Source organism: Streptomyces sp. Pv4-95 (assembly GCF_045782725.1).
GTDB lineage: Bacteria > Actinomycetota > Actinomycetes > Streptomycetales > Streptomycetaceae > Streptomyces.
Map to the genome: position 1 here is coordinate 1,792,220 of NZ_CP127172.1, position 12,796 is coordinate 1,805,015.

The 12,796-nt window shown below is 65.7% G+C and carries 13 protein-coding genes; 5 read left to right on the forward strand and 8 right to left on the reverse strand.

The features are described 5' to 3' along the window. Window positions 1–87: 87 nt before the first annotated feature. The 4 genes from QOM21_RS08135 to QOM21_RS08150 form a co-directional block, all read right to left on the reverse strand. Window positions 88–633, reverse strand: a complete 546-nt coding sequence (locus QOM21_RS08135) for a GNAT family N-acetyltransferase (protein WP_407549073.1) — start codon at window positions 631–633, stop codon at window positions 88–90. 40 nt (window positions 634–673) lie between these two features. Continuing rightward, complete coding sequence (locus QOM21_RS08140; RefSeq protein WP_407549074.1) at window positions 674–892, reverse strand: hypothetical protein; 219 nt, start codon at window positions 890–892, stop codon at window positions 674–676. Window positions 893–1,230: 338 nt separating this feature from the next. Then, the gene (locus QOM21_RS08145; RefSeq protein WP_407549075.1) at window positions 1,231–1,683 is read right to left on the reverse strand and encodes a hypothetical protein; all 453 of its coding nucleotides are present in this window, start codon (window positions 1,681–1,683) and stop codon (window positions 1,231–1,233) included. A 201-nt stretch (window positions 1,684–1,884) separates the two neighbouring features. Then, entirely contained in the window at window positions 1,885–2,772 is an 888-nt protein-coding gene (locus QOM21_RS08150; protein WP_407549076.1) for a transporter, read from the reverse strand. 2,049 nt (window positions 2,773–4,821) lie between these two features. Between QOM21_RS08150 and QOM21_RS08155 the strand changes: the two genes are divergently transcribed. Together QOM21_RS08155 and QOM21_RS08160 are read left to right on the forward strand one after the other, a co-directional pair. Next, window positions 4,822–5,058, forward strand: coding sequence for a DUF397 domain-containing protein (locus QOM21_RS08155; RefSeq protein ID WP_407549077.1), 237 nt, complete (start codon window positions 4,822–4,824; stop codon window positions 5,056–5,058). 86 nt (window positions 5,059–5,144) lie between these two features. Then, complete coding sequence (locus QOM21_RS08160; RefSeq protein WP_407549078.1) at window positions 5,145–6,095, forward strand: helix-turn-helix domain-containing protein; 951 nt, start codon at window positions 5,145–5,147, stop codon at window positions 6,093–6,095. 8 nt (window positions 6,096–6,103) lie between these two features. Here the strand turns inward: QOM21_RS08160 and QOM21_RS08165 are convergent, their stop codons facing one another. The 3 genes from QOM21_RS08165 to QOM21_RS08175 all read right to left on the reverse strand — a co-directional run bounded on the left by QOM21_RS08165 (window position 6,104) and on the right by QOM21_RS08175 (window position 8,044). Then, the gene (locus QOM21_RS08165; protein WP_407549079.1) at window positions 6,104–6,946 is read right to left on the reverse strand and encodes an SAM-dependent methyltransferase; all 843 of its coding nucleotides are present in this window, start codon (window positions 6,944–6,946) and stop codon (window positions 6,104–6,106) included. Window positions 6,947–7,105: 159 nt separating this feature from the next. Then, entirely contained in the window at window positions 7,106–7,582 is a 477-nt protein-coding gene (locus QOM21_RS08170; RefSeq protein WP_407549080.1) for a hypothetical protein, read from the reverse strand. A gap of 189 nt (window positions 7,583–7,771) precedes the next feature. After that, entirely contained in the window at window positions 7,772–8,044 is a 273-nt protein-coding gene (locus QOM21_RS08175) for a hypothetical protein (protein ID WP_407549081.1), read from the reverse strand. A gap of 1,064 nt (window positions 8,045–9,108) precedes the next feature. Between QOM21_RS08175 and QOM21_RS08180 the strand changes: the two genes are divergently transcribed. The 3 genes from QOM21_RS08180 (at window position 9,109) to QOM21_RS08190 (ending at window position 11,174) form a co-directional block, all read left to right on the forward strand. Continuing rightward, the gene (locus QOM21_RS08180; RefSeq protein ID WP_407549082.1) at window positions 9,109–9,312 is read left to right on the forward strand and encodes a hypothetical protein; all 204 of its coding nucleotides are present in this window, start codon (window positions 9,109–9,111) and stop codon (window positions 9,310–9,312) included. A gap of 318 nt (window positions 9,313–9,630) precedes the next feature. Further along, window positions 9,631–10,287 (forward strand): HNH endonuclease family protein, encoded by a 657-nt coding sequence (locus QOM21_RS08185; RefSeq protein ID WP_407549083.1) that lies wholly within the window; start codon window positions 9,631–9,633, stop codon window positions 10,285–10,287. 245 nt (window positions 10,288–10,532) lie between these two features. After that, window positions 10,533–11,174: a DUF1524 domain-containing protein gene (locus QOM21_RS08190; protein ID WP_407549084.1), complete on the forward strand. Its 642-nt coding sequence runs from the start codon at window positions 10,533–10,535 to the stop codon at window positions 11,172–11,174. A gap of 663 nt (window positions 11,175–11,837) precedes the next feature. On the opposite strand, the gene QOM21_RS08195 is transcribed toward QOM21_RS08190, so the two are convergent. Next, window positions 11,838–12,383: a hypothetical protein gene (locus tag QOM21_RS08195; RefSeq protein ID WP_407549085.1), complete on the reverse strand. Its 546-nt coding sequence runs from the start codon at window positions 12,381–12,383 to the stop codon at window positions 11,838–11,840. Window positions 12,384–12,796: the final 413 nt, after the last annotated feature.

The following is a 12,796-nucleotide window of genomic DNA, read 5'->3' on the forward strand; positions in this document are numbered from 1 at the left end:
CACGGTTGCCTCGATCCGACTTTGGCTCCGCCTGAGACCTTCGAACGTACTGGTGCCACCGCTCCCGCCTAGGACTTGTCCGGGCGATCACGAAGGAGCTGTCGTCGGCAGGTTCTTCATGAGAACGACGCTGTCGTAATTGGTGACGTCCCACCGCCACGTGCCGATCGGTGCGTAGCCACGTCGGCGGTACCAGTCGACGAGGTCTGCCGCCTGTGCGGAGGTATCGATGATGACCTGTGTCGATCCGAGAGCAGCGATACGTGACTCTGCCAATGCCAGCAGTCGCTGTCCGAGGCCAGTGCCTCGTTGCGATGGCTCGACAGCCAGTTGCCAGAACGAGCCCCCTCCTGCCGGCGCCGGATATCCAAGCGGAGTGGTGTGAGGAGCTGACACGGTAACGGTGCCGACCAGTGCGTTCCCGTTCATCGCGACCCAGCACTCGCCTTTGCTCAGGCGGTGCTGTGTGTCCTGCGGACTTTGGTAGGAGGCGAAGAAGACCCGCCCGGCAGCGGTGTGGTCTGCGTAGGCGCGGTGGAGCAAGAAAGTCAGCTGTTCCACCGAATCACCAGTGCGGAAACGCCTGACCTGCACGGTTTCAGACGGACTTACTTCTGCCGAGTTGATGTTCATCTGCGCAGTCAAGCGCACTTCTGGGATCTGTCCAGATCAGTCAGGTGACTTGCCTTTGGGATGGGACGTTGTTCCGGGTATGGGGCGGGGTGATCTGACGGATGCCGAGTGGGAACGGCTGCGGCCATTCCTGCCGGTCAGCAACAGGCGTTGCGGCAGCGACGCTACGGACCTCCGCTCGCCGGAGTTCGCCGGACGCGAAGAGCACATCCTGGCCTGGCTCCAGTACCGTGCCGAAGAAGGCGCGGACTTCATCCATAACTCCTCCTCCTTTCAGCGGCCAGTGGGGCGCCAGAAGGTTGCCCCCGCACATCGGCCAACAGGAGGCCCCCACTGGATGGCTTCACGGCCGCGCTCCTGCCTCAGAGAGTCTCTGAACTGGGGTTCCAGTGGAGCCGCATTGGTGACACGACCGAGACCTGCGCATTGCGAGTTGTCGGGTCTTGGTCCAGGCTCGTCCACACTCGTACGGAGGCGCAGGGCAGCGGCGGCTTTGGATCGTTAGGGAGCGATGCGGACAACTGCGGAAAATCGGCAACCGAGACCACGAGCGAGACCTGCTCAACCACCTGGCGTCGGAGCACCTTGGCTTCGGAGCTACGAGCCTTCACGCTGGCTCGGAACGGCGATGTGTAGCTGCTGGAGACCGTACATAGCAGCGTGGAACGCAGCCCCGATCTCGCGCGCCCTCTTCTCGGTCTCGATCGGCCACATGGAGATGTAGTCAGCCCCAATGTTGGCCTGCTCCACGGTTCCATCCAATACCAACGCTTCAGCTGCGGACTGCAGGACTGTCATCGTTTGGTCCGGGACGTAGGGCTTGCTGCTGGCCATAGCGTCAAGCTCTACCTTCCAGCGGCGCCCATGGCGAGCGATGCAAACAAAGATCGCGTCGTTGGCCTTGGCGCTTCTATAGGCCGCACGGTGGGCTTCCAGCTCGGTGCAGTCGGGGATGAGTGCAGCTTGGAGAGGCATTCCAGGCATCGGCATGCTCACATGATCGCAGGCACTCACGCCGTTAATCAGGCGAACAGCCATCATCACAGCCAACCCCGCATCGCCTGCCAGAGCACGTTGTCATCACCTAGAGCGTGAGGTGCCCGCCAGGAGGGCGAGGCGGGCGATGGGGCATGCCCTGCCCGCCGGCCACGCACGAAACGGCCGAAGTTCGTGCGCGCGTACAGTCAATGAAGGGACCGCCGAGACAGGCGGGGTCTTCGACCCATATGCACTTGATCGACCGGACGGCCCCTAGGCCGCGGCATAGCTGAGGCGGAACAGCTCCTGGGCCATCTCCAGATCGTGCTCGTCCCGCAGCTGCACCTCCAGGCCGCCCGTGCCGTGGTGGCCGATGCCTGTCACATCCCGGGTGAAACCGGGGACAAGGTCGATTCCCTTCGGGTCGGCCTTGAGGTAGACGAGGAGCTTGGTCTGCTGCGGCGGGCAGACGCACGCGAAGTTCCGCAGCCGCTGGTAAGCGCGGTACTGCTTGCGCTGGACCCGGGTGATGCCGTCCCCGAGGCCGAGCAATGCCTCGTCGACCGCCGCAGCCAGCTCCGTCAGCGCTCCATCCTGCCTCCGCATGCTCGGCACCCCGGCCGCGCGACGGCGGGCCGCCGCGGGGGCAGTCTTCTGTCCGGTGTACGAAGCCACGGTCTCAAGGCCGATGTGGTCGTCGCCGAAGAGGCGGTAGCGGACCAGGTCGATGCTGCGCCGGTGCTCGCGCACGGCGTGGATGTCGTAGCGGGTGAAGTCACCGGCCACGCAGATCAGCCTCGGTGCACTCCACAACACCTGGGACGCGGCCGTCGCCCCGATCCGATCGCGGACCAGGTGCCCGAACTCAGCCCGGTGATCCACCAACCAGGACAGGTAGAAGAGCCCCTGGTTGATCACGCCTGCATCGGTGCCGCGCTTGTACTCCACGACGACGGGTGCCCCGTTCTCGTCGATGCCCAGCGAGTCGATGCGCCCGCCGTGGACGGGCCCGGTGCTGTACTCGCTCGCCAGGAACCGGACTCCCAACATCGTCTCCATGTGCGCCTCAATGAGGCCCTGCACGTCCGCCTCGACCTCAGCAAGACACGGCACGACCTCAGTCACGCCGCCCTTCGTGTTGAACAGCTTCAGACCCGACACCTCCCCTCCTCGACTCTGCAGTCCGCAACACCGAGGAGAGCAAGATTGTTTCCGCGAAGGTCTTCGGTCCTGAGGATGGTGTGAGAGGCCACGCACAGCTCGCCGAGGGCGCCCGCCTCCCACGGCCACCAGGAATCGCGCATCCCACTCCTCAGTCGGACCAGCACTGGGAAGCCGCGTTATAGGTCAGCCCCGTAGCTCAGGGGATGGAGCAGGCCCTTCTAAGCGCCCACTTCGCCCACACGTCGCAGGGGGCACTGATGCCCGGCGCGGTGTGATGGGCCCTTGAGCGAACCCATGAAGTCCCGTCATATGGCAGCGGATTCATAGCGGCTGCCGAGCCGGGTGCAGCGGTAGGTGCGGTGCAGGGCGGACCACAGGCCAGATGTGCAGTATGGCGTCATCCCAGCGGCCGGCGGTTAGCCAGGTGTCCGCCGGGGGCGGCGTCGTGATGGTGGCGGTTAGTTCGCGGGCAACCACATCCCGGTCGAAGGTGATGACGGTGGTTGCTTCGCAGCGACGCAACATAGCCCGGGATCGCCGGTTAGCCAAACCGGCGATCCCGCGGATCATTAATAGTCCACCGCCACTTCTTGACCACGCGTCGAAGCGACACCATTCGCACACCGGAGAACCCGAAATGCACGAACAAACAAACGAGGCGCAAGGTGCTCGGTATAGCCCTACGAGCATCCGCGCCACCTGGGACGGAACGGGAAGCGTGGAGGACGCTTCCAGAGCGTTGGGGTTCTCGCGTGCGAAGGGGTACGACCTGGCTCGTCGCGGGGAGTTCCCATGCCGTGTGCTGCGTATCGGCCGTAGCACACGTGTCGTCACCGCATCCCTGCTCCGCGTCCTCGAAAGCGGGGAGCCGGAGTACAACAGTGCCCGAGCTGACACTGCACCGTCCTAGTCGGTGCCAGCGTCCTGTCTGACGACGCTGCGGAGCCGCTGGTTCGCCGGTCGATTCGCACCACGAGTGGGTCGGGCGTCTCGACGGAGTGAGGTTCCCCTCCCATCATCCGTTCGTGAGGTGCAACATCCCGGCATGGGCCGCGCGGTTGCAGAGACTTGCCGCCAGGTTCAGGTATCCGCACATGCTGACCGAGCCAGCGCAGCATGAACTCGATCAGTTCATCGCTCAATTGCAGTCTCTCGGTGTCACGGTCACGCGTCCGGACACGGTCGAGCACGGACGGTGCTTCGGCACGCCAGACTGGTCCTCACGCGGGTTTTGCAACGCCTGCCCGCGTGAGAGCACGGACGTGAAGGGCCACCGCTACCGCCTCCCGCCACTGCCGCAAGAGTGTGCCGGCAGCACTTGGACGCTGAAGGATCCCGCTCACCCCACCGACTGATTGCACAGCCCTGCTGCGCGGGGCGCCCCATCTCGGCGAGAGTGATCAAGGGAACTGACAGGACGGTCTGCCCGACGGGCATCGGGCGAGGGCCAATTCGACGCCTTCGCCGCCCAGCATCCGACCCACGACCTCCTCACCTGGACCGTCTGGGCCGGTCCGAGTCTCGACCCACGTGGTCCGCCACAGCGTCCCCGCACATCCAGCTCGCTGCTGGCCGCCCTCTCTGAAATCCTCACCTACCGGGCCGGCGCCCGCCAGCCCCGGGCTACTGCCCCTCAGCACCATGCCGTCGGCTCTCGCGGCGGCCAAGACCCGCCCCGCAGTCAGTCGCACGCGCTGATTACCGGCACGTCGGGCAACACGGGAACCTCACAGATGGACCACACCAATAGTCCACAGGGGATTTCGCGGGAATGTGCAAGCATCCCACCTCGGGGATCCGGACGTATGAGCGATCTTCAGCCATTCGGAGAGCGTCAAATTGATGCACCGTTAGTCATATTGATGTTTTCCTTCCTTTTGAGAATACCCATTCGAGGGACGCCGGGGGCGGTGTTCGCCGTCTAGGATTTCACCCGTTCTCACGGCTCATGCAAATTGCAAGGCGACGTGAAAACGGGATGAGGGAGGCGGGCAGTGACGGATCGCGGCTTGCCGGCAGGGTCAGCAACAGGAAGGTGGGTTCGCGATGATGGGGGTTCACAACGGCATGGCGGCCGGTTCGGTGCCGGACGCACAGTGGGTAAAGGCGTCCGCGTGTGACGCGATCAACTCCTGCGTGGAGGTTGCAAGGGTTGGTGAGAACGAGATCGCGATGCAGAACTCGCGATTCCCCGACGGCCCCGCGCTCGTGTTCACGCGCGACGAGATTGTGGCATTCTTCGGCGGGGTCGTGCAGGGCGACTTCCACAGCATGACTGTCTGAAAAACGTCGGCCAAGGTTTGCCTGTGGCCAGCGGAGTGCTATTTCCTGGCGCGGGCGGGAGATTCCCGTCCGCGCTAGGAGTGTTCATGTCAGGTCGAATTTTGGCGCTGGTGGGTGGGCATGGGCAAGCGCCCCCGTCCACCCCGGAGGCCGCGGCGAAGCTCGTCGGTGCCCTCCTGCGGCACCTGCGGGACGAGAAGAAGCTCGATCAGCGCGAGGTCGTCGAGGCAGTCCCGGAGTTCAATTCGATCTCCACGCTCAGCCGCTACGAGAACGCCAAAACCCCGCTCAAGCCGGAGAACGTCAACGCGCTCCTTCGCTTCTACCGGGCATCGGAAGACGTTTTCGAAGACGCGGAGGCACTTCTGCAGTGGCGTGCGGAACAGCGCTGGTGGTCGGCGTTCTCCGACGTCGCAGACCACACCCTGACATCCCTGTTCGCGCTGGAATCCACGTCCAAGGTGGTCCAGGTGTACCAGGAGAACAACGTCCCCGGGATGCTCCAGACCGCGGGCTACGCCCGGGCTCTGATGGATGACTACGCCAAAGTGCAGTTCGACCCCGAGAAGCGGCGTGAGGCTTACGCGGCCATCGAGCGGCGCCTGCAGATGCGGATGCGCCGACAGCATCTCCTCGACCAGCCCCACGCTCCCGTCTTCCGGGCCCTGGTCGCGGAATGTGTACTGGACAAGCAGTTGGGCGGCGTAATGGTCATGCGGGAGCAGCTGAGGTCCCTGCTGAACGTGGCGGAGAACAAGCCTGACGTGCACATCAGGATCCTGCCCGGGAGCGCTCTGCGGACCGGCTCACCGCTGCACCCCGCGATAACCCTGTTCAAGCCACACGAGGGGGCGGAGAACCGCTCCGTTTACCTGGAGAACAAGAACGTCAGCGGCGAACTCCTCACCGACGTGGCGCAGATCGAGACGTTCATGGCGTCGATGGACTACTGGTGGCAGCAGGCTCTGCCCAAGTCCGCCACAATGGAGCGTATCCAGCACTACATCGACAAGCTCGCCAACGAGGCATCCGAATAGTCTTAAGGTCACCCGATGCGGGCGACGCCACCAAACTCGATCCACTCCTCGGATCGCTGCCGTGGGGCGATGTCGCTGTCGGGGTGCCAGCGCGAGACTTCAACCGGCTCCGGTTCCTCCAATAGCTCCAGGTCCTCGAAGAAGCGCTTGATCTCGCTCTTCGAGCGGACCTGCCCCCAGGAGTTGTTGGTGATTTCACTCATGAAGTCGGTGATACTTTTGCGGAGTTCCGCGTCGTCGCTGGCGAGTTGTGAGATGACCAGATAGCTGCCGCGCGGTAGCTGCTCGATGACGTTCCGCACGAGGCGCCAGGGGCCATCCTCGTCGGGAATGCAGTGGAGGACCGAGACGAAGAGGGCTGCAACCGGCTTGTCATCGCGCAGCAGTCGCCGGACCGCGCGGCTGTCGAAGATGCCGGCGGTGTCGCGCATGTCGGCTTGCAGGACGGCCGTGGTGGTCGGATCCTCCGCCAGCATCATCTCCCCGTGGGCCAGGACGATGGGGTCGTTGTCGATGTACACGACCTCGCTGCTGGGATCGACCTGCTGGGCGACCTGGTGCACGTTGGGCCGTGTCGGCAGCCCCGATCCGTGGTCGAGGAATCGGCGCACTCCGTGCTCCTGTGCGAGATAGCGCACGGCTCTCACCAGAAATGCACGGTTGACGAGCGCGAGTTCACGGGTGCTGGGTGCGAGCTGGAGTAGTTCCGCACAGGCGTCCCGGTCGACTTGGTAGTTGTCCGTGCCGCCGAGAAGGTGATCGTACATTCTGGCAACGCTGGGCTTGCTGAGATCGATGATGAGCCGCTCCCCACACTCTCGGACGCAAACGTCCCCGTAGACGCTGCGCATCTCCGACAGCAGGGGCCCCATGCTAGGAGGGCCGGTCGACGCAGGGCTACCCGCATCCACCAACGGGGCACGCCATTTGATGGCATTTCAAGCAGAGGTGTGACCCATCGAACTTGCCGCACATGGTGCCTCTGACCAGGGCATTCGCCAGCAGCATATTCACCTGGCGAGACTGGGGAGCAGGGCGAGCAGGGCGCGGTGTCGGAGCATCTCGAAGTCGGCCGGCATCATGCCCATCGCGTGGCCTGCTTCCAGGGGTGAGAGACCGAGCTTGTACCGCAGAACCAGCGCGTCGGCCTCGTTGCGAGCGAGCAAGCGATGCAGTCCGCTCTCTGGGCGGCGCTCGCAGACTCGGCGGGAGAGAAGATTCCAGGCGTAGGCTGCAGGAGAGCAAGTGCGCAGTGCGGCGTCCCATCGGCCGCCAAGGTCGTGCAGCACTGCCCGGGCGATGGTGGTGCCGACGCGGGCGGATCCCACCGTGAAAGCGGAGAAACTCTGGTAGACGGCCCATTGGTCGCGGCAGAAGGCGGAGTAGGAGACCGGCAGCCCCCGCGGCAGTGGCGGGCCACTGTGGAAGGGGTCGCGCTGGTCGTCGAGTTCGGCGTCAGCGCGCAGCCCGCATGGACCGTTGCGCATCAGCATGCTCTGCTCCTCGCTGAGTTGAGGATTGGGCAAGGAAGTGCAGACGCGGGCAGCCAGCCTTAAGACCAATGCACAACAGCACTTCGGCTGCTGTCCGCCCTCGGGAATGCCGGATCGGCGCGTCGGCGGGTAGGCCCTCGCCCGCGTTGGCGGGCGAGGGCGATGTTTCGGGCAGCGACGGCCTCAGACGGTGCGGCGGCGTACCTTCAGGTAGACGATGCAGCTGCGGTCGGAGACGGTGACGGCCGCCATGCCGACGAGCGCTTCCACCGGAAGAGGCTCCTGGCGGACCGCAGCAGCCGCGAGAACGCCGATCAGCAGAACGGAACTGAACCGGAGCGTCAGCAAGAGAATGCTGGAAATCCCGGTTTGTACGACGGCGGACAGCGGAATGCTAATCTCTGGCCCCGCCGGAAGGACACTTGCGAGCTTCCGGCGGACGACGTGCTGAATCAATGTTCGCGCTCCTCGGTGCGTAGTTGAGAAGGCACGAGGGAGAGGGCCTCGAGTTGGTTGACGTCAGCCTCGGGGTCCTCTTTCGTGCCGCCTCGGACGCTAGTCGCACAATCCACTTGCCGGCGCCCTTGACCGCCGTGAAAACGGAGTCGGGCACTCCTGATCGTACGGTGGCGAATCGTGGCGTTGACAGCGATTAGGCACATGAGTAACCACGCCTCGAAGCTGGTGCGTCACATTCTCAACGAGGTCGATCGAAATTGATCAGCGCATCCTGCAAACCGCTCGCGCAGCATGCGAGTCGCACCACTCGTTTGGGTGAATAAGGCTTTCTCAGGCCGGACTCCCTTGCAATCCGCAGCCCGCGCGCTGCTTAACCCTGGTCCTGGATAATGCCCCTGGCCACGCCGGGCGGCGCCTCCGGCAGCCGTCGATGCGGCTGCAGGGAGCGTTCAGTCCCTCAGATAGTGCGATGAATCAGGACGATCGCCGAGGCATCATCGCGGTGTGCATCGTCGTCGTGCCAGCCGCGTCCACCAGGGCGCTAACCAGGGTCTGTGGATCCGCTGCTCGTCCTGACCTGCATGGGCACAGCAGAACAAGGCGAGGGAGACCTGGGCACCGCCGGGGCCCCTCCATAACCGGCCTCTCACCCAGCAGGAGAAGCTGTCGTCGCTCAACGGCCCCAATAGCTACCGTCGATCAACTTGCAGTTCTCACCCTGCCGCGGCTTCTTCACCGCCTCCGCAACGAGGACCTCCCGGCGCCTGTCGCAGCCGTCACGATCGGCGTCAACCCATAGATGAACCTCCCGCTCATAGCCGGAGCGCGACTCGGCCGCCGTCTGGAGCCGGGCCACCCCGGCAGCCAGGCGGCGGGTTCGGTTCTCAGCTCCCCAGGTCTACCCGCGGTGCCAGGGACACCAACACGCGGGAGCTGCCAGCTACACCCGGTGGGATACACGTCGCGCTCGTCTCGCCTGGTTGCCAGCGCCCGCAGCAGGACGACAACGCCCATATAGAAAACGAGCGTGACCAAGGGGAAAGCGAGGCGTTGGGCCGTCCATGAGTGACATGGACGATCGACTGCTGGCTCTGGTGGACGGTGTGGTCGACTCTGACGAGGCGCGTCTGCCGCTACTGACCCTGCGGGAAGCTCGAGCTGCCGTGGAGCTGCTTCAGCGGTTGGCCGCCCACGAGGGAGACGGAGCCTACGCAGCCCGGCACCTGGCCGGCAACCTGGCACGCAGACTGCCGGCAGAGAGCTGAACTGGCGCCGCCGTCCTCTGCGTTCCCGGGCTTGGTCGTCGTGCGGCGGTACCCCTCGGCGGGCGATGGCTCTCCAGCGACCCTCCGCCCCTTGCACACTCCCGGACCGCACGGCGTCACCGTCCGCGCCTACGCGGACCTGCGCCGCCCACCCCTGATCGGCGGCAGCTTCGGTCCCGGCACCGACCCACCAGGCACCGCGCATAGCGCGATCCGCCGCGTGAGGTTTGGCGGCCCCGGTACGACTAGCCACTCCCCCGAGTGACCGTCCCACGCATTCCTGCGCGGCCAGGGGCGGTGCGGCGCTATCAACACACCATGATCAAGACGACTGTCCGCGCCTTTGCGATCGCGGCCCTCGCCCTGCTGCCCCTCACCGCAGCTACCACTACACCAGCACACGCCGAGGAGACGCTCAGTCTTCACGACGCCATCGAAGCCCTCCCCCAAGCCGCCGAGTCCCGCGAAGGCTACGAGCGCACCAAGTTCAAGCACTGGATCGACGAAGACAAGGACGGCTGCAATACCCGGGCCGAAGTCCTTCTGGCCGAAGCCGTCACCGAACCCACCATCAACGCAGGCTGCAAACTCACCGGCGGCACCTGGCTCAGCTACTACGACGAGACCGTCGTCGAAGGACCCTCCGGTCTCGACATCGACCACATGGTCCCGCTTGCCGAAGCCTGGGACTCCGGCGCCTCCCAGTGGACTCCAGAGCGCCGCCAGGCCTACGCCAACGACCTCGGCGCCGAGCGTTCCCTGGTAGCCGTCACCGCCAAGACCAACCGGTCCAAGTCCGACCAGGATCCCGCCGAGTGGATGCCACCGGCCCCGGCCGCACGGTGCACGTACCTGTCCGACTGGGTGGGCACCAAACTGCGCTGGCTGCTGACCGTCGACCGCAGCGAGCGCGACACCCTGCGCGAACTCGCCGCCCCCTGCGAGGACACCGACGTGGAGTACGAGCAGGCGTAACAAACCGCCGACGCGGCGGGAGGATCTGGCAACGCTGCGCCAACAGGGCCGCAGCCATGACGGCAACGGACCGTGCATCCGATCCCCCGCCGCCCACCCAGCTACTGCTGCTCGCCCGCGTGACTGCCCATCATTACCTTGCGATTCACCGATATTTCACCGCGCAACATCTACCCGCATAGATGCCCTCACGCCACTATGAGCCCGCACCCCCCTCATCACCCCTTGAGTACGGGAGTCGACTCATGCGCACCCACCCTCGCCGCAGCCTCCTCGTCACCACGGTGGCGGCAGCCACCGCCGCCCTCACGCTCCTCGGCACCACCCCCGCCCAGGCCGCCCTCCCCACCCCCGTGAGCGCCAGCACCGCACGGTCCTACCTGGCCTCCCTCACCGTCGCCAGCGAGCACTCCAGAACCGGCTACAGCCGCGACCTCTTCCCCCACTGGATCACCATCAGCGGCGCCTGCAACACCCGCGAGACCATCCTCAAACGCGACGGCTCCGGCGTCACCACCGACTCTTCCTGCGCCGCCACCAGCGGCAGCTGGTACTCCCCCTACGACGGCGCCACCTGGAGTGCCGCCTCCGACGTCGACATCGACCACCTCATCCCCCTCGCCGAAGCCTGGGACTCCGGCGCCTACAACTGGACCACCAGCAAGCGCCAGGCCCTCGCCAACGACCTCACCCGCCCCCAACTCCTCGCCGTCACCGACAACGTCAACCAGTCCAAAGGCGACCAAGACCCCGGCACCTGGTGGCCCTCACGCACCACCTACCGCTGCACCTACGCACGCGCCTGGGTCCAGGTAAAGCACTACTACGCCATGACCATCGACACAGCAGAGAAGAGCGCCCTCTCCTCTGTGCTCAACGGCTGCTGACCGCCGGCCGCCCAGCTCAGCATCGGAGCTGGGCGGCCCCACCGAACCGCGCCCCGCACCAGGCACTACGGCGAAACAGTCCACGCATCTGCGAGTGAGCGAGAAGAGTGCCAGGGAGCGGCCCGTCCCCAGTCCAGGGCTCGCCCCCCTTCCCCAGGCTCACCCCCTCCCACGACGGACTCCGGTATCGGAGGTGCCCGTAGGCTCACCAGCCGCCCCCAGAGCAGTCGAGGAAGTGGCCCCATCAGCGCCTCGGACTGCTCCTCTGATGCTGCTGGTCAGGGAGCCCCGCTCCTGCTCGTCGACGACGTCTTCACCAGCGGATCGCAGCTCCAGCACGTCGCGCTCCGACTCCGGGAGTCTGGAGCCGCGGACGTCCGCGGACTCGTCCTCGCGCGCGTTCCTTGGAGCGGATGAGCCCGAAGTCCGACATCGACGCCCCGGGTCGTCTACCTGGCCGGATACGCCGGTGAGGGCCGGGCCGTCGGCCACCTAGGGCAGACGGCCCCGACGGGCACCGTGCCCTCCGGCTGATCTGGTAGCCGACCGGGGACCTGCTCGCCCTCCTAGACGCATCGGTCCGATCCGTGCAATGGCGCCCGCTGAAGCGGCTGGCGTTGCACGCCACGGTCAGGTCCATGTCGCGCGCGGCGGTCGTCGTGATCAGTCCGATTTGGCGGCCAGGGCATTGAACGCTGTTACGTACTTGTTGGCCTTACCCACTGCCGGACCTGGTTTGACGGTGTAGCTCTTGGCCGTACCGTCCGCGAAGGTGATGTTGATGGCTGCGGCGCCCTTATTCTTGCGACCGAACGGCAGGGACAGGCCGCTGCTTGCCACGCCGCCGATGAGCCGGGTAGCGGTCCACGCCTTGTGTGCGTCGGCGAAAAAGAACTCCGCGTGTGCGCCCTTGATCGGCGTGCCGTTGCTGAGAACACCGTCGTGGAGCTTCGGCCACCGGTGCCCCGTGGCGGCCATGTTCAATGCCATCTCACTGATCATCGCTTTCGCCACGGCCAGCTGAGGCTCAGCGCGCTCCCTGTGCGCTTCTCGTTTGGCGCGGCGTGCGGCGCGCTTCGGGTTACTCAGGGCCTGCTCCGCACGCCGACGGAGGATGAACTCTGGGGTACCGGCAGCGGTCCTGGCTCGCTCGACCTCGATGGCTTCGGCCAGGTCACGGTCGTCGTCGCGGGCGCCTTTCATGATCATTCGCATCTCCGAGGGCCACGCGTATCTGCCTTCGCCAGCCTCAGCGACCCCTACATCCAGGCTACGCCGCAGCGTCAAGGGCGTCCGCCCGGTGGCCACGGTGCGTTTGGCTTGAGGAGCTTCGCCGAGGCCCGGTGCATCGCCACGATGCCCGGCGGCTGGTTCGAGGTGACTCGCCGCTGTTACCAGTGCACCTCATGGGCGACGCCGGCCCTGCGCACGGACTGGAACTGCACCGAATGCCGCACCTGGCACGGGCCGACGCACTGCCTCACCGCGGAGGGCCTTCCCATCGAGGGACTGACCCCTCGGGGGTGAGGTGACCTCGTAAGGGCCGTTGACGCTCGGTGACCCTCGAGCGCGCCCGATGGTGAGGGGCCCGTTGCCCTGGGTAGACGCGATGCATATACGTC